Raw genomic sequence first — 16,471 nt, 5'->3', positions numbered from 1 at the left:
CCGGGGCGGCATCACCCTGCCCCGGCGGGAACCGGCGAAACCGCATGAGGACAGCCTTGCAATCAGGCGAATCGCAGTTGCGCGAGCGGCTACAGACAGGATTTCTGGGGATCGTCGCCTTTGCGCTGGTCCTGTTCCTGCTGGTGCAGGCGCGCTTCATGCTGATCTGTCTGGCCATTGCCATCATCATCTTTTCGCTGACCAGCGATGCGATTTCCGCCTTTGCCCGGCTCAAGGTGCCAAGCTGGCTTGCGACGACGCTGGCGCTGATCGCCATTGCCTTTGGCCTTCTATGGGCGGCGACGGCGGTGGTGACACAGGTCAACGAGGTGGTCTCGACCGCGATCCTGTATTCCGACCGCGCGCAAGAGGTGCTGACCCGGCTGACCGCCGATTTCAGCCCCCGCACCCGCGAGGGCCTGAGCGCGTTTTTCAGCGGCATCAACCTTGCCGGATGGATGCGCTCGGCCACCAGTCAGGCCTCGAACCTGATTTCGGGCGCTGTGCTGACGGTGACCTTTACCGCCTTCATGTTTGCCGAACGCGGCTGGTTCCCGATCAAGCTCGAGCGCATCTTGGGCGATCCGGTCCGCGCCGGGCGGGTGCTGCGCATCGTGCAGTCGATCACCCGGCGGGTGAACCGCTATCTGGTGGTGAAATCCGGCATCAGCCTGATCACCGCCCTGCTGATCTGGGTGATCTTCCGCATCGCCGGGCTGGAGCTTGCCGGCGCGGTCGCCATGCTGACCTTCATCCTGAACTTCATTCCCACCATCGGCTCGATCATCGCCACCGTGATCGCGGTGGTTCTGGTCTTGGCCCAGACCGGCGATCCGACCTTGACGCTGGTGATCGGCGGCGCCTGCACATTGGTGCATTTCGTCATCGGCAATGTGCTGGACCCGCTGCTGCTGGGTCAGACGCTGCGGCTCTCGTCCTTCGGGATCATCCTGTCGCTCGCTTTCTGGGGCGCGATCTGGGGCATTGCCGGGGCCTTTCTGGCGGTCCCGATCATGGTTGCCGCGATGATCGTCTGCGCCCATATCCCGTGGTTGCGACCAATTGCGGTGCTGCTGTCGCATGAGGGCCTGCCCGATGACGATGAGGCGCAGCCGCCCGAGCCATTGCGCGACGCCGCCTGAGCGGCTCCGCACTGGGTCAGTTTTCCGGGGAAGAACGCACCGTCGCGCGAAATCACAGGCTGGCTTGTCTGGTTCGAAGGCGGCCGAAACGCTGCGGCCGTTGTCCTGCGGCAGCCCCTTCTGATATTGATCGGGACAAAGGGAGAACCCCATGCCTCAAATCATCGAGATACTGCTCTACAAGCTCACGCCCGGAACCGGGGGCGCGTTCTTTGAGACCATGCAGAGCATCAGCGTTCCGCTTCACAAACAGAACGGCATCGACGTGGTCTGGCACGGGCAGTCGATGCATGATCCCGATGGTTACGGCCTGATCCGGGCCTTTGCGGACATGCCCGCGCTGGAGGCGGCGCAATCGGCGCTTTACGCCAGCGAAGCCTGGCGCGCAGGACCGCGTGAGGCGATCGTTTCCCGCATCGTGACCGCGACCAGGATCGTCATTCCAATGAATGCCGACGCCGTAAACGGGCTGCGAAAGCAAGGGTATTACGCACATTCGGCCGGCAGCTAGAGGCGCATCGCGTCGATGCTGCGGCCAAGGCTGAAACGCCGATCAGGCCGGAAACCCGACGCAAGGCCGAAGCCCTCCGCCAGATCTCCCTGCCGGCCAAGGTCTCAGCGTTCGCCGTCCGCGTCACCGTCATCCGCGCCGCCATCGCTTTCCGGGGCCTCGTCGGGCTGGATCGGGCGGCGCTTTTCCGGCACCTCCGGCGCCGGTTCGGGCTTGCTCGGGGCCTCGTCGGCCCCGGTCTCGCCCGAGGCCAGCGCCTTCTCGGCCTTGACCAGCGCCTCGGGGTTGCGGATCCAGACGTCACGCTGCGCATAGGGGATCTCGATCCCCTCCTCGGCAAAGCGTTTGGCGATGGCGTGGTTGATCTCGGAGGTGACGCCGACGCCGCCATTGATGTCCGACAGCATCGCCCGGATCTCGAAGTTCAGGCTGTCGGCGCCAAAGCTGCGAAACAGCACCGCCGGGGCCGGGTTGATCATCACCGTGGGCTGGTCCTCGGCGATCTCGCGCAGGATCTCTTCGACCCGGCGGGTATCGGTGCCGTAAGCCACGCCGACCGGCACGATGATGCGCCCGGTCAGGTTGCCCCGCGTCCAGTTGGTGACCGGCTGGGTGATCAGGTCCGAGTTCGGGACGATGATCTCGTTGCGGTCAAAGGTCTGGATCTGGGTGGCGCGCACGGCCATCTTCTTGACCACGCCCTGCTTGCCGCCGACTTCGATCCAGTCGCCGACCGCCACCGGACGCTCGACCAGCAGGATGATGCCGGACACGAAGTTCGACACCACCTGCTGCATGCCGAAACCGATGCCGACAGACAGCGCACCGGCGACAAAGGCCAGCGAGGTCAGGTCGATCCCCGCCGAGGTCACCGCCAGCATCGACGCGAGCCCGATGCCGATATAGCCGATGATCGAGACGACCGCATTCTGGCCGCCCGTATCCATATGGGTCTTGGGCAGGATGGTGTTGCGGAAGGCGCCCTGCACGAAGCGCGTGCCCGAATAGCCCAGCCCGAAGACGAGAAGGAAGGTCAGGATGCCCATCGGCGACAGGGTGACACCGCCCAGCGAGACCCCCTGCTGGACCTTGCTCCAGGCCTCGGACAGGTCATTGTTGCGCGCGCCCCAGATCAGCGCAAAGAACGGCAGCGAGATCAGCACCAGCGCAAAGCCGATCAGCCCCGGGATCAGCGATTCCCGGACCGAATCGTCGCCGCCCACCGCCAGCCGGTAAAGATCGGCGATGAAATCCTGCAGGATGATCAGCAGCCCGACCAGCGCCAGCGTCAGGACGGTGGCCCACAAAACAGCATTGGCCGCCGTCACATATCCCAGCGCCGCGCCAATGGGCGCACCCACCGCGACCAGCCGGCCCAGTCGGCCCAAAAGCGCCACGACCGGGACGCGATAGGGCGTCGGGGCATTCTCGGGGCCCTTCATCCGGCGCAGGATATTGCACAGGTTGAACAGGTAGAACGCACCCAGCAGGATCAGCATGAAGTGCCAGACCCCGGCCGAGGCATTGCTGAGCCGTTCCGGAACCGTGCCTATTTCCTTGTCGCCTTCGCTGTTGAAGCCCGCCAGCGGCAGCACGGTGCGCGCCACCAACTGGTGCATGGCCAGAGACAGCGCCAGCATCGTCGCGCGGAACCGCGCCTGTGCCCGCAGCTTTTCGGTCAGCGGCAGCGGCAGCACCACGCCTGACCCCTCCTCGGGGTAGAGCCTGCGCGCCAGCCAGACGCCGCCATAATAGGACAGTCCCGCCGCCGGGATCGAGAACAGCAGCGGCTCGCCCCATTCCCCGAACAGATCGGTGGCGTAAAGCGCCCCGGTCGCCAGTATCACCCCGATAAAGGGAATCGCGATCTGGCCCAGCGAAACCGCAAACAGCGCCGCCGCGCGCGAACGGTCGCCAAACCGCGCCGCAAGCCGCCCCGGCAGGGAATCGATCCACTTGCGCCCGCGTGTCAGCAGCAGCACGGCCATCAGCAGGAATCCGATCACAAAGGGCAGCCCGCCCCCGGCAATGCCCTTCATGCCGCCATTCGCGACCCAGCGCCCCCGGGATTCGGTGTAAATGCTGGTCGCGACCTTGGCCGCCTCGGTCATGGCCGGAGCCCAGTTCGCCGGATTGAGCGGCGAGGACGTGCGCTGGATCAGCGCATAGGTCTGCTGGGTGCGGATCGCCTGATCGATCTGGGCGATAATGCCGTCGGCCCGTCCATAGGCCTCGACCGCCTTCAGCCCCGGCGCCTGCAGCTCCGCCATCTGCTCGTTCAGTTCCTTGCGGCGGGCGGCGACGTCGTCGGTCTCGGTCTGGCCCTCGGCCGGGGGTGCCCCCAGGGCCGCGATCTGGTCCTTGAGCGTGGCGATGCGGGTCGCGTTCACGCCGTCCTGCGACTTGAACTGATCGCGCCATTTCACGACCTCGGTGCGGATCGCCTGCAGGCGGGCGGCATTGGCCTGTCCGGTCTCAAGGATCTGCTCGGCCTGATCGGCCTGCTTGTTCCAGGCGTCATAATTCGGGGCCTGCGGCTCTTGCGCGGCGGCCGGCAGGGCCAGCGCGAGACAGAGCGCCAGAAACAGGGCAAGGATACGGGAGAGCATGGGTCAATCAGTCCTGAAAGACTTCGGGCAGGATTGCCGGTTTGCGGGCCATCCAGTCCGGCACCGGCAGGCCCTTGGCGCGCAGGAAGTCCGGATTGAAAAGCTTGGTCTGATAGCGGTTGCCATAGTCGCACAGCACGGTGACGATGGTATGGCCCGGCCCCATTTCACGCGCCATGCGGATCGCGCCCGCGACATTGACCCCGGACGAGCCGCCAAGACACAGCCCCTCATATTCCAAGAGGTCAAAGATCACCGGCAGCGCCTCGCTGTCGGGGATGCGCCAGGCCATGTCGGGGGTGAACCCCTCGAGGTTGGCTGTGATGCGGCCCTGCCCGATACCCTCGGTGATCGACGAGCCGGGGCTGTCGAATTCGCCGCTGGTGTAAAAGCTGTAAAGCGCCGCGCCCTCGGGATCGGCCAGACCGATCTTGACGCCCTTGGGTTGCAGCGCCATGGCGACGCCCGCCAGCGTCCCGCCCGAACCCACCGCGCAGACAAAGCCGTCCACCTTGCCGCCGGTCTGTTCCCAGATCTCGGGGCCGGTGGTTTCCAGATGCGCCTGACGGTTGGCGGTATTGTCGAACTGGTTGGCCCAGATCGCGCCATTCGGTTCAGACTTGGCTAGTTCCTCGGCCAGACGGCCGGAATAGCGCACGTAGTTGTTGGGGTTCTTGTAGGGCTGCGCGGGCACCTCGACGAGTTCCGCCCCGGCCAGACGCAGCATGTCCTTTTTTTCCTGGCTCTGCGTTTCCGGGATCACGATGACCGAGCGAAAGCCCATCGAGGCCCCGACCAGCGCCAGACCGATGCCGGTATTGCCGGCCGTGCCCTCGACAATGGTGCCGCCGGGCTTCAGGTCGCCCCGCGCGACCGCGTCGCGGATGATGTAAAGCGCCGCCCGGTCCTTGACCGACTGGCCGGGATTCATGAACTCGGCCTTGCCAAGGATCTCGCAGCCGGTCTCTTCCGAGGCGCGGTTGAGGCGGATCAGAGGGGTATTGCCAATGGCCGAGGCAAGGTCGGGGCAAATGCGCATGGCGGGGCCTTTCGCAGAAATCATCGCACCGGTTTACACGTCAGCGGCTGACGGCGGCAACCCCGCCCCGGGCATGGCGGAATTGCATTCGCGCGAAAACCCGTTGAGGCCTAAGCCAGTTCCTGCCGGATTCGCCCCAGATTGAGCTCCAGCCACAAGGCCAGGGACAAAAGCGGGCCGTTCCGGATCTCTCCGGCCATGGCCATGCGGGTCAGCTCGGCGCGCGCCACGACATATGAACGGATATCCTCATCCTCGCTGTCCAGCCCGCCATAGCCCGCCACCTCGTCCGGCAGATCGGCGATGCCGACATAAAGATAGAGGAACTCGGCCATGATGCCGGGGCTTGGATAGTTGTGCGGGCCGGGAATCAGCCGATGGATCGTCAGCCCGGCCTCCTCCATTGCCTCGCGCAGCCCGGCCTCTTCGGGGGTCTCACCCGGATCGACGCGGCCCGCGACGGTTTCATAGAACCAGGGCTGGCGGTCGCCGCGCGCCACCGGCCCGGCGCGGAGCTGGTCGATCAGCAGCACCCGGTCGCGGATCGGGTCATAGGGCAGCACGACCGTGGCATCGCCCGAAACAAAGACCGCCCGCAGCATCTCGGGCGACCAGTCGCCGCGATGGCGGCGCTGGCGCAGGATGATTTCCTCGACCGAGAAGAACCGCGAATAGGGTTCTTCGCGCGCAAGGATCTGCAGGCGATCCTCGCCCGCGGGGCCGATCCGGGGCAGATCCGCGCTGTCTTCCAAGGCCCGCTGCCGCGCCGAGACCCAGGCCGCGATCATCGGCAGGCGCCGGCGGATCACCTCGGCCGGCAGATCCGCTGGCAAAGCCAGCAACCACTCGGCCATGGCGCCGGCCAGTTCCGGCTGCCACACGTTGCTGCCGCCCGGGGCCTGATCCTGAACGCCCAGCACCTCGCGGCCAGCTACCGTCACCAGCACCAGCCCGAAGATATCGGCATAGCGGCGCAACTCCGGCGTCCAGCCCGTTTCCCAGCCCGGAACCTCACCCGCCCCAGGATTCAGCACGGGCCAGCCCCCGGCCTCGATCCCAGCGAGCGGCGCGGCCGTAAGTGCTTGGCCGAGAAGCGGCGCGCCCGCCACCGCATCGGGGGCAAGGCGCGTGCGCAAGGCGGGATGGGCCAGCGCGCCGATCAGCAGCATGGAACGCCCCTGCCCCGGGTGCTGGAGGCACGGGTCGAGCTGAGTTTACGCGGCATGATGGCACCTGAACCGAAGGGACAAAAAAGTTTCGTGCTTTTCGCGCGAAGCCCCTTGCGCTTCAACCCCACCCCGTCTAAATCCCCGCCACCACACCAAAAGCGCGGAGAGGTGCCGGAGTGGTCGAACGGGGCGGTCTCGAAAACCGTTGAGCCTGCAAGGGTTCCGTGGGTTCGAATCCCACCCTCTCCGCCATTTACCATTGATTTCATTGGATAATTCGGCGATTTTAGCAATCTTTGCATGTTGGTTTGCATGTCAGGGAAACGGCTAGAAACGGCCACAGCGACCGGCTGAACGCTCACGAAACTGTGAATAGCGTGCTTGCCGCTTCGGTAATGTCGCACAGCATAGTGCGGGCAAGACATGTCAGGATTTGAGGGATAGGCGCTGCATGGGGAAGCTCGAAAAGGAACTTGAAGATTTGGTCGGGTTTGTCGGCAGCGGTGGCGGCTTTGGATCACCCGACGCCGCCGAACAACACCAACGCGAGATTGATCTTCTCAAATTCAAGATCACAAGACGCGACAATTTTAAGCTCGCAATCATTAGCGCAATCATCGGCGCATTGGTGGGCGCTGGCGTCACAGCGGTTAGCCAGATTATTTGACGAAAAAAGCCCCGACCGAAGCCGGGGCAGTTGCTCCAAGTTGGCCCTTGGAAGGTCTATTCAGCGGCAAGCGTCGGCACGGCCCAATCGGCGTTAACGTCCACAGCGCCAGCGGTCAGCGCAGCGACACTTTCGGCATAGAAGGCAGACCGCAGCCCATCGACCGCCTTGTCGCAGCGTTCCGCTTCGGTCGCCACAGCCTGCGCGGTCATCAGCCGTTCGGCTTGTTCGGGACTGTGGGCAAGCATGGCGTTGTGCATGAGACTGGCCTTTCGCGTGTCAGCGATGCCCGACAGGAACGCAGGCGCGGAACCAATCGCTGCGGCAACGTCACGGTCGGTTTCAACCAGCCGCGCCAGTTCGGCGGGGAATTCAGGATCTGCCTTCCGACTGGCGCAGTAAGCACGAATTTCACTGTAAAGCGCCGACTTCGAATTATCGGGCGTGAAGACTGCCGCCATGTTGTCGCGGGCGCTGTTCATTTCGCTATCGGCCCAACGCGACGCATTTTTCGCCGCGTCCTTCATTTCTTTCGCCATGCGATTATATAGCGTTTTAGCGTTTTCGTGTTTTACCGGGTCAGTCTTAGTCGGGTCTTTCGCCAGACGTTCCAACCGCCCGACGGCATCACGCAGGACATAACCCGCTTTGGTCAGGCTTGTGCCGGGTTCGGCAGGCATATCGTCAACATTACGGGCGAAATAGGTATTGAAGCCTACCGGCAGCTTCAACAGGTCAAGGTGCTTCTGAACAAGCGGATCATGGTTCAAATATCGGTTCATTTTTCAGTGTCCTCACTTAATTTCGACAGTTTGCCCGGTGTGGGTATCTGTCTCGAATTGCTTGCCGCCTTTGGTCGTATGCAGATAACGCTTGCCTTTATGGCCGGGCGGCAACGGTGCGCGTTCGGTCATGATGCCCACAATAGGCAGGCTTTCGGCTTGCGCGTCGTTGTCGTCGCCTTCGTCAAGCTGTGCCGCAAATTCGGCCAGTTCAGCCAAAAGGCGGCTTTGCTGATTACGGGCAAATTCTGCGTAGGTTTCTTCGGTGAAATATGACTTCCTGCGCCAGACGCCATTTTCATCCTCTTCGAAACGATCAGGAAAGCGGATTCCGATAACGCAGATTTCGCGCGGAACCCGTTTAGCTTTGCGGGCTTCCAATTTCGACAGGCGGGCGGCAAGGGTGCGGCTCATTGTTCAGCCTCTAAGGCAGCGATACGTTCGCTCAAGTCCGTATCAACGAAGCTGCGGGAAATCAGCGCAAGGACGTTCACAAGGCGGCTACAATCTTCGATCTTCAACCGGCCATTGCGGGCTTCACGATACAGCTTCGTCATTTCCAATCGGCAATCGACGGTCGAAGCCAAGCGAACCCGCTTTTGCGGGGCATGGGGGGTATCCTGATTATTCCAGACGGGACTTGCGGTTGCCATGATCCGACCATGCATATTCGAACGTGTAAGGCGGGTATAAGATATAGATATTGGGGCGTAAGGAATCGCCGTCAAGCCCCTTATTGCCATGCCTGCGTCAATATCTCACGGTCGGTATCGGTTAACTTACGCCGCATCCATTTCGGATTTTTGGGCTTATAATATTTTTTCTGCCTTTCAGCTTCTTGCGACGAATACCCAAGCCTTTCTTGCGCAATACCGCGACGACGCCAAGACAATTGTTCAGCCTTAATTCGTCTTTGCATTTCGGCGCAATCAGCGATGGTTAATTGCGACGGATTCTTAAACGCCTTCGCGATGTGCGTTTCATCGAATGTTTCAATCGTCATTTTACTGCATCCCCACATTATCCAATCGGCAGGCTGAAAGTCGCCCCTGCCGCCAGAGCCTCACAACGGCCCGCCTGATGCCCTTCCCCGTTCCGGGCGGCATAAGGCGGAAAACCTTGACCCTACCGTCCTGCGCCCGCCTACGCGGCCCCTGCCTCATGCAGAAGGTCGGCCCATGTATGAATGCCGCTGGGATCCCTAAATGATGCGGCTTCGGCTTCCTTCATCGCGTCATAGGTCAGGCCCGGTTCTAGCATTCCCGACCATCCATGATGGAATTCGCGGGGCATAATTTCGGCAACGCGGTTCAACGCATGAACTTCTGCAATACGAACAATATTGCGTTCATAGGTTTCGGACCCGAATGCTTTCAATCGCTCCATGTCATTTAGGAACCGTGTGAACGTCGCTGACGGCGCTTCTTCGGCAAACTGCCGACCCCGAACTTGAACGTAGTCGCGCGATGCAAACAGGGTGTCACGTTCGACCGAAAGCATGATGTTCAGTTTGAGAAATGCACGGCTGCAAAGCGGCTTCAACGCTTCAACAATCATGGGGATTTCGCGGCCTTGCATGTATCGCGATACGCGGAACGAAGACAGCTTCGCGAAATTCGCACGAACCCAATCGTCCAGAACTTCGTTCAACAGCCGTTCCGGTGTTGCGGTGGTTGGCAATTCCCGGCTTCGATTGATTAGCTTCAAGCCAAGATGAATGTCGAAGCTACCAGTTTCATCCATCATTGCGATAAAGTCTTCGGCAACTGCGCCGTGTCCTATTGCGGTCATTTCGTCTTTTCCTTTCAGGGCTTCGCCAAAACATGCAACGGAACATGCAAGACGTAGTTCGTTTGTAACTTCGGCATTGATTTCGTTTAATTTTGCGATAGAAATGGGGGATTCAGTATCCGCCACAGGTGCCCACACCATGCCACGCCGGTCGCGCTGATCTGAAAGAACTTCAAGCTGCTTCCTGCGCCGGACGGACACAGGACACGGACATACCCCTATAGGGGTATATGTCCGGTTGTCCGGGGCGGACATGTCCGGGCGTGTCCGGTATTTGTCCGCTTGTCCGCCCATTGATATTGCAGCGTTTTTCACGATACGACGCCTTCGATTGGAACCTGCGGCATCAATGCGGATGCAACGTCGTTTTCGACAAGGAATAGCCCTTTGTCTCTCAACTTTCCTAAATCGCGGCGGAAAGTTCGCTCTTTGCTTTCAGGCTGTAGCGTTGAATTTTTGCAAAACACCCGTCGCCACAGAGAAAGCGGAACACCATTCGGGCCGCATCCGTAGTCGTGTTTTCGGGCTTCATTGAATGCTTCCCAAAAGCATTTTTGCAGAAACTTTTCGCCTTCGCTCAACTTTGGGCCGCTGGCCGATTTACCCGTGGGAAGATCGGCAGGAACTACGACGCAGCTTGTAATATCTTCGCCGTCTTCGTCGGTTCCTAGAATTACGGTTTCCAATTTGAAGCCAAAGTAAGCGCCATCTTCGCCGTCCTTCACCTTATCCAATTTGAATTTTCGATTGTCCCCGTCGCGACTTACGATAATTGCGCCGTCAAGCGCACCGATGAAATCACTATGACCGCGAAAGCCTTTGCTCTCGTCCTTGCCTGTGTGATGAATGAGAATGACAACGCCGTTGATCCGTTCGTAAAGTTGCGTTGCGGCTGCGATGATTTTTCCCATGTCTTTCGGGGCATTTTCATCCATTCCCGGCGTTGCGCGGGCCAATGTGTCAATAATGAGAACAGAACCTTGCGGACATACTGCGGCCAAATCCTGAATATCTTGTTCTGACCCGAGGGATACGGGCTGCAAGATCACCCGAAAGTCACGCAAATCATCCTGCATGTGCTGGCGCAGTGCCTTGAACCGTCCGGGGATGCCAGTCGCACCCTCAAGACCGGCATATGTAACGGCGCAAGTTTCGACCTTATGTCCGAAGAAATCTGTGCCGGTTACAATCGTTCCACCCATAAGCATTGCGAGAAATGACTTAGCACTTCGCGACGGCCCGCCAATCGCGAAAAGACCCTTTTTCGGGATGATGCGCTTAATCCGCCAGTCAACCGGCCCCATCCGGTCCAATTCGTCGCCACTCAGCAGCTTGAAGCGGTTAGGGTTCGGCGCGACAATGGGCGGGGTCAGATTGTGGGCGACAAGTTCAAACTCTTGATCTGCGGCCTTGTCCAAAGTTCGTTCGATGTAGTCAGGGCGATGCGCCTTCGACCGCTGACCCAAGGCCGACGCTTGCCAGAGCCGAATGACCTGTTCAGCGTTTCGGCTATGGAACCAAAGAATGTTGGTCATAGCCTGATCGGCTGCGGAATGATCGAAGCCCGTTGCGCCGATGCCTAAGCCCTTATGCTGCCCCGCTTCCAGTTCGATGAAACTTGCGCCGTTCGATGCGGCCCGACATGCAGCAAGAACTTCGTTATCAGGCCGCGTCACTGGTCGGGACAAGCTGCGGGCAAACCCGGCTGCTTTCGGCTGCGGGAACCGAAGGGCTATGAAGCCCGGCAGAATGTCTGAACGGTCGGCAATTGGCCCCGCCGCAAACACGTCCCCTGTCATGGCGATGAACCGGCCTTCCGAATAGGCTTCCACGCCGGGAATGCGCCGACCGCCCCCCGGCACCTTGCCCTTGATCCAAATGTGCAACCCGCGCCCGCTGCGGCTGCGCTCGGTCCAGCTATCGAAGCCCTGGCCGATTTCTTGCGCAGGCGGCGACAGCACGTCACCGGGGCCAATGCAGCCGTCTAGGTCGATGCAGGTGAACGGGTCGCGTTCTGTCAGCACGAAGCCGATGCCCACACCCTTGCCAGCCGCTTGCGCACGGCAGGCTTCATCGAAGTTCGCCCATGTGGTCGGATCGGTCACGCTGGCGGGCTGGCCCGTGTGGGCATTGGTTGGTCGCTTGTCGGCATCATGGCAAACCCATTGCGGCCAGCTTCGGAGTTCTTGCGGAATATTTTCTGGCTGCATTTTTGGCCTTCGACATGCAATAGAACGTCACAAGGCACCGCCTTCGACTAATTCATTATTGTTTTTTAATGATAATTTGTGGTTGAAGGCGGAATATCAGTCCGTCGAACCGTCTTTCCGCGCCATACGTTTCGCGGTCAGTTCGACAACAAGCGCCTTCACGGCTTCATTATCAGCGCCTGCGGTTCGTGCGGCCAGAATTTCGGCAATCTCATGTTCAGGCCACGCCGCAGCGCGGGCACCGATCTTGACCGGCTTGGGCAGCAAGCCATGAGCGACATGCCAATGAACCGTGCTGTTCGCTAGGCCGGTGCGATCCATAAGCGCAGGTTTGCGCAGCATCCGTTGGGTTTGCATGATATTGGCTCCTTTCAAGTCTAATGACGTTGAAGGGACCGTAAGCCTGCCGTGATGGCCTGTGAGGGGTGAAACTTACAGTTGTTTCAGGTTCGATATTGTCTTCGAGAGACGATTTTCTTTGATAGATGCTTGTTCGTTTCGCTTAATCGAATATCGAGACATTGCCCAAAACACATGGATAGATTTCGGGCCTTTTTCTAGGTCTTCGTAAACGTATTTTACAAAATTCTTGCGGCGGTCTTTTTCGCCTTTTCCGCCAGCCAGTTCTGGAAAGTATGCGTCGGCGGCTTCGTATATACATGCGAAACGAAATGAGCGAATGGCATCAGCCGCTTTTTTCGCAATCATACGGTTTCGTTGCGGTTTCCGCTTCGGCGCTTCGTTCGCAGCGGCCAAAATTTCGTGCGGCGGTTCGGAAATAGGAAGCTCGCCCATCACACAGCCCCCGACCGGATCGGCACGACGTTTTCGGCGTCTTTTGGTTGCACCGTGCCGCAGTATTTCGACCAATCTTCCATAAGCTTACGGCGCTTCGGCATGAGCGTTCCGCGCTGATAGGCCGCCTCCGCCCGATCCTTCAACGAATGGGCGAGGGCATGTTCGATCACTTCGCGCGGATGCGCGGTCGTTTCACCGGCCCATTCGCGGAACGTGCTGCGGAAGCCATGTTGCGTAAGGTCATCGCGGCCCATGCGCTTCAAGACGTTGGTAAGAGCGTTTTCCGACAAGCCGCCGCTGCGGGCCGTGCCGATGAAAACATGCGGATTGCCGTCTTCGCGTGGCAGGGCTTCCAGAAGGGCAATCATTTCGTCGGTCAGCGGGATTTCGTGTTCCTTTTCCTTTTTCATACGTTCTGCGGGGATGATCCAAACCCGCTTTTGCAGGTCGAATTCTGCCCACACAGCACCCCGCGTTTCGCTGGAACGGGTTGCGGTCAGGATTGAGAATTCAAGGGCACGGGCGGCGGGCGCTTCACGGCTGCGCAGTTCGGCCATGAGTTCCCCGACTTCCGCATATGGCAGCGCGGCATGGTGCTGCGTCTTCTGCAACTTCGTGCGGGCGGTCAGTTCCGTTTCAAGGTGCCCTTTCCAGCGGGCGGGATTGTCACCCTGCGGGCGCAAGCCACGGAATGCCGCCCATGAAAGCACCGCTTCAATGCGACCGCGAAGGCGTGAAGCCGTTTCGGTTTTGGTGTTCCAGAGGGTTCCGACCATTTCCCCGGCCTTATCGCGAACGTCCTGCTGCAAGACCTTCAACACAAGATCGGTGTTAATTTCAGCGACATTCGACTTGCCAATAATGGGGTTTGCGTAAGCTTCAATGGTATTGCGCCATTGCTGCTTGTGCTTTTCGTTCTTAAAGCCGCCTTCTTTCGCGTCGATATAGGCGGTTGCGGCTTCCGCGAAGGTCGTAAGCCTGTGGGCATCCGTTGCAGCTTGCGCCCTTTCGCGCTTGCGTTCTTCCAGCGGGTCAATGCCCGCCGCTACCTGCCTGCGCAGTTCAAGCGCCTTGTCGCGGGCTTCGGCCAGCGTGACCAGCGGTGCCGCGCCTAGCCCCATGCCTGTCACCGGCTTGCGGCCATTGGCCCCCGGCAGCGCGGTCGGCGACACATACTTGAAGACCCATGACCTGCTGCCCGTCTTGCCCACAGCCAGCCACAGGCCGTCCCCGTCGCCGTGATAACCCGGCTTCAACTTCCCTTCGACCTGCTTGGCGGTCAGCCTCTTGCGCGCCATGATCCAGCACCTTTTGCATGTTCCTTTGCATGTCATGGTGCTGGATTTTCCAGAATCTAGCAAGGTCTAATTAGACACAAGCGCCAGCATATCCCTTTGAAATCAGCCTTCTAAATGGACGTTTTTAGCCGCTGTTAGACGCCGAAAACGGGGACACCCTCTCCGCCACATTCAGATACTGAATCCGACCAAGGGCCCCGATTGGGGCCTTTTTTCTTTTTGTTTCAAAGGGCGTTGGCAGGGCCATCCGCCCTTCGGAAACTGGGCGCTTGACGCGGAATGGGTCTCCGAATGGCCTGCGTCTCTCTTCGAGCGCCCCTCGACGATCACGGGACGGCGTAAAACATCCTCGCATTTCCAATGGGTTGCCGCGTTCATGGGGTCGTCCCTTTCGCGAGATAATCCGGTGGCGGAGACTGACACGAAGGCGCAGGGCGGTCAGAAGGACGGCTCTGTGGCGGCCGATCCCGAGTCCGGCGGCAGCGTTCGAAGCGAGCCAAGACCCTGCCAGAAGTCTCTGATGACAAACAGACTTCGCGCCCATAGCCTGGCGCAATGTCGAACGGCGCGTGGACAGATGAAGAGAACGACCTGATCGTCGCGGATTACTTCGCGATGCTGGCCGACGACATCTCCGCGCGCCGCTACAGCAAGGCCGAGCATCGCCGCGCGCTGCTGCCTCTGCTGAACAACCGGTCCGAGGGGTCCGTCGAGTTCAAGCACCAGAACATCAGCGCGGTGCTGAAGGGGCTCGGCGAGGACTGGATCTCCGGCTACAAGCCCGCGTTCAATTTTCAGATGACCTTGGTGGATGCCGTGGCGCGGTGGCTGGCGCTGAACCCGGCCTGGCTCGAGCGCCAACCGGGGCTTCAACCCGCCGCTGGCCTACGCGAGGCGGCACAGATTTGGATCGGGCCGCCGCCGACGCTGTCGAACCAGCCGCCTCCGCAGGAACTGGACCAGATGCTGCACATCGCTTGCAAGTTCGACGTGGCGGGTCGGGACGAGCGCAACCGGGCCCTCGGACGCGCGGGCGAGGAGCGCGTGCTGGCGCATGAGCGCGCGGCCTTGCGGACAGCAGGACGGGACGATCTGGCGCGCAAGGTGCGCTGGGTGTCGGAGGAGGATGGCGACGGCGCGGGCTACGACATCGCGAGTTTCGCCCCGGACGGGCTCGCCCGGCTGATCGAGGTCAAGACGACGAACGGATGGGAGCGCACGCCCTTCCACATCACCCGCAACGAACTGGCCGTGGCCGAGGAGCGCCGGTCGGAATGGCGCCTGTTTCGGCTCTGGAATTTCTCACGCGAGCCAAAGGCGTTCGAACTGCATCCGCCACTGGACGCGCATGTCTCGCTGACCGCGACGACGTTTCAGGCGAGCTTTCACTGAGGCTCAGTCGAACACCCGCTTCGGCTGTTCGTGCCACGGCAGGGCCGCGACATCGGTCAGTTTCAACAGGGTCACGGCGGGCACCTCACGCTTGTAGACGAGGCGCTTGAGGACTCCCGGCGCGAGATAAGCCAGCCGCAGCTGCCGGCTGACATGGCGTTCGGCCAGCCCCACGGCTTTCGCCAGATCGGTGACCGTATTGAACTCGCCAGCCTCCATGCGCCGCCGCCAGCCCCACGCCCGGCCGATGGCGCGCAGGATATGCGGATCCTGCGTCCGGTCTTCGCTGGGCAAATAGGTGGCGGGCGGCATGATCTTCGGCCGCCCGTTCTGCTTGCGGACCTTGAGCGGCACGAAGATCTGGATGGACTCGTCGGGTTTCATCATTCCGCCGCCACCTTCTTTCTTGGCGCCATCATGTCGCGCATGACGCCCGAGACGCCGTCGGTCCGGACATCGATCACCAGCCCCTCGGACGTCACGGTGACCCGGCGCACCAGCAACTGCACGATCCGGGTCTGCTCTGCAGGGAACAGCTGGCCCCAGACGTCAGCGAACGTCTGCAGCGCGGAAATCACGTCGGCCTCGGCGAAGGCGTGACCCTCGCGCGCCAAATGGGCAATGACCTGTGCCGTGATCGAGGGCGCGCGCATCACCCGCCGCAACTCGGTCACCACTGCCGCTTCCACGAGGTCTGCGGACAAGCGTCGCGGGATGCCCTCATCGCTGGGTTCGCGATTCTTGATGACGTCCATCGAGACGTAGTACCGGTACCGCCGCGCGCCCTTTTTCGTGCTGCTCGGGGTCATGGCGGCGCCCGTGGCCGTGAAGATCAGCCCCTTTAGCAAGGCGGGCGCCTGCGCGCGGGTGTTGTTGGCGCGCTTTCGCGGGTTCTGCCGCAAGATGGCATGGACCTGATCCCACAGCTGCTGGTCGATGATGGCCTGATGCTCGCCGGGATAGGCCTTTGTTGATTGCCACTGAGATTTGACCCGGCAACAGCGGAAATTGTCATTGAGAATTGACCCATGTGCAACCTTGCCCCGGCTTGAACCAGCTGGGG

At 60.9% G+C, this 16,471-nt stretch carries 18 protein-coding genes and 1 tRNA gene; 5 read left to right on the top strand and 14 right to left on the bottom strand.

Annotated elements, in window-relative coordinates; genetic code table 11:
• Window positions 1-56: 56 nt before the first annotated feature.
• Window positions 57-1,142, top strand: a complete 1,086-nt coding sequence (locus DFP89_RS15490; protein ID WP_245948799.1) for an AI-2E family transporter — start codon at window positions 57-59, stop codon at window positions 1,140-1,142.
• Window positions 1,143-1,293: 151 nt separating this feature from the next.
• On the top strand, window positions 1,294-1,653 hold the full coding sequence (locus DFP89_RS15485) for an NIPSNAP family protein (protein ID WP_114350297.1): 360 nt from the start codon (window positions 1,294-1,296) through the stop codon (window positions 1,651-1,653).
• A 104-nt stretch (window positions 1,654-1,757) separates the two neighbouring features.
• Here DFP89_RS15485 and DFP89_RS15480 read toward each other — a convergent pair whose 3' ends face one another.
• The 3 genes from DFP89_RS15480 to DFP89_RS15470 form a co-directional block, all read right to left on the bottom strand.
• Window positions 1,758-4,262 (bottom strand): DUF3772 domain-containing protein, encoded by a 2,505-nt coding sequence (locus DFP89_RS15480; protein ID WP_114350296.1) that lies wholly within the window; start codon window positions 4,260-4,262, stop codon window positions 1,758-1,760.
• Between the two features lie 7 nt (window positions 4,263-4,269).
• Window positions 4,270-5,301, bottom strand: a complete 1,032-nt coding sequence (locus tag DFP89_RS15475) for a cysteine synthase A (RefSeq protein WP_114350295.1) — start codon at window positions 5,299-5,301, stop codon at window positions 4,270-4,272.
• 110 nt (window positions 5,302-5,411) lie between these two features.
• On the bottom strand, window positions 5,412-6,470 hold the full coding sequence (locus DFP89_RS15470; RefSeq protein ID WP_114350294.1) for an NUDIX domain-containing protein: 1,059 nt from the start codon (window positions 6,468-6,470) through the stop codon (window positions 5,412-5,414).
• A gap of 162 nt (window positions 6,471-6,632) precedes the next feature.
• Here DFP89_RS15470 and DFP89_RS15465 point away from each other — a divergent pair.
• Window positions 6,633-6,722: transfer RNA gene (locus tag DFP89_RS15465), tRNA-Ser, on the top strand.
• Between the two features lie 199 nt (window positions 6,723-6,921).
• Entirely contained in the window at window positions 6,922-7,137 is a 216-nt protein-coding gene (locus tag DFP89_RS15460; protein WP_114350293.1) for a hypothetical protein, read from the top strand.
• 56 nt (window positions 7,138-7,193) lie between these two features.
• On the opposite strand, the gene DFP89_RS15455 is transcribed toward DFP89_RS15460, so the two are convergent.
• From DFP89_RS15455 to DFP89_RS15425, 9 genes are all read right to left on the bottom strand, one after another.
• A complete protein-coding gene (locus DFP89_RS15455) occupies window positions 7,194-7,919 on the bottom strand; it encodes a hypothetical protein (protein ID WP_114350292.1) in 726 nt (241 codons plus the stop codon).
• Window positions 7,920-7,931: 12 nt separating this feature from the next.
• Window positions 7,932-8,333, bottom strand: coding sequence for a hypothetical protein (locus tag DFP89_RS15450; protein WP_114350291.1), 402 nt, complete (start codon window positions 8,331-8,333; stop codon window positions 7,932-7,934).
• Window positions 8,330-8,572: a hypothetical protein gene (locus DFP89_RS15445; protein ID WP_114350290.1), complete on the bottom strand. Its 243-nt coding sequence runs from the start codon at window positions 8,570-8,572 to the stop codon at window positions 8,330-8,332. Before DFP89_RS15445 ends, DFP89_RS15450 begins: the two co-directional genes overlap by 4 nt.
• An 80-nt stretch (window positions 8,573-8,652) precedes the next feature.
• Window positions 8,653-8,922, bottom strand: coding sequence for a hypothetical protein (locus DFP89_RS20165; protein ID WP_147273326.1), 270 nt, complete (start codon window positions 8,920-8,922; stop codon window positions 8,653-8,655).
• Window positions 8,923-9,062: 140 nt separating this feature from the next.
• Window positions 9,063-10,025, bottom strand: coding sequence for a hypothetical protein (locus DFP89_RS15440; protein WP_147273325.1), 963 nt, complete (start codon window positions 10,023-10,025; stop codon window positions 9,063-9,065).
• Complete coding sequence (locus DFP89_RS15435; protein WP_114350288.1) at window positions 10,022-11,920, bottom strand: AAA family ATPase; 1,899 nt, start codon at window positions 11,918-11,920, stop codon at window positions 10,022-10,024. The genes DFP89_RS15440 and DFP89_RS15435 overlap by 4 nt, the downstream gene beginning before the upstream one ends.
• A 96-nt stretch (window positions 11,921-12,016) precedes the next feature.
• Window positions 12,017-12,277, bottom strand: a complete 261-nt coding sequence (locus DFP89_RS15430; RefSeq protein WP_114350287.1) for a helix-turn-helix transcriptional regulator — start codon at window positions 12,275-12,277, stop codon at window positions 12,017-12,019.
• 75 nt (window positions 12,278-12,352) lie between these two features.
• On the bottom strand, window positions 12,353-12,715 hold the full coding sequence (locus DFP89_RS20160; RefSeq protein ID WP_147273324.1) for a hypothetical protein: 363 nt from the start codon (window positions 12,713-12,715) through the stop codon (window positions 12,353-12,355).
• Complete coding sequence (locus tag DFP89_RS15425) at window positions 12,715-14,016, bottom strand: tyrosine-type recombinase/integrase (RefSeq protein WP_114350286.1); 1,302 nt, start codon at window positions 14,014-14,016, stop codon at window positions 12,715-12,717. The genes DFP89_RS20160 and DFP89_RS15425 overlap by 1 nt, the downstream gene beginning before the upstream one ends.
• 555 nt (window positions 14,017-14,571) lie before the next feature.
• Between DFP89_RS15425 and DFP89_RS15420 the strand changes: the two genes are divergently transcribed.
• Complete coding sequence (locus tag DFP89_RS15420; protein ID WP_114350285.1) at window positions 14,572-15,408, top strand: protein NO VEIN domain-containing protein; 837 nt, start codon at window positions 14,572-14,574, stop codon at window positions 15,406-15,408.
• A gap of 3 nt (window positions 15,409-15,411) precedes the next feature.
• Here DFP89_RS15420 and DFP89_RS15415 read toward each other — a convergent pair whose 3' ends face one another.
• Both DFP89_RS15415 and DFP89_RS15410 read right to left on the bottom strand, forming a co-directional pair.
• Window positions 15,412-15,795, bottom strand: a complete 384-nt coding sequence (locus DFP89_RS15415) for a hypothetical protein (RefSeq protein WP_055663506.1) — start codon at window positions 15,793-15,795, stop codon at window positions 15,412-15,414.
• A partial coding sequence (locus DFP89_RS15410; protein ID WP_220269852.1) for a recombinase zinc ribbon domain-containing protein occupies window positions 15,792-16,471 on the bottom strand: 680 nt, incomplete at its 5' end. The genes DFP89_RS15410 and DFP89_RS15415, both read right to left, overlap by 4 nt.

The organism is Paracoccus lutimaris, assembly GCF_003337565.1.
Taxonomy (GTDB): Bacteria; Pseudomonadota; Alphaproteobacteria; order Rhodobacterales; family Rhodobacteraceae; genus Paracoccus; species Paracoccus lutimaris.
The sequence above is the reverse complement of the archived record's forward strand: the minus strand, read 5'-3'. Positions and strand labels throughout refer to the sequence as shown.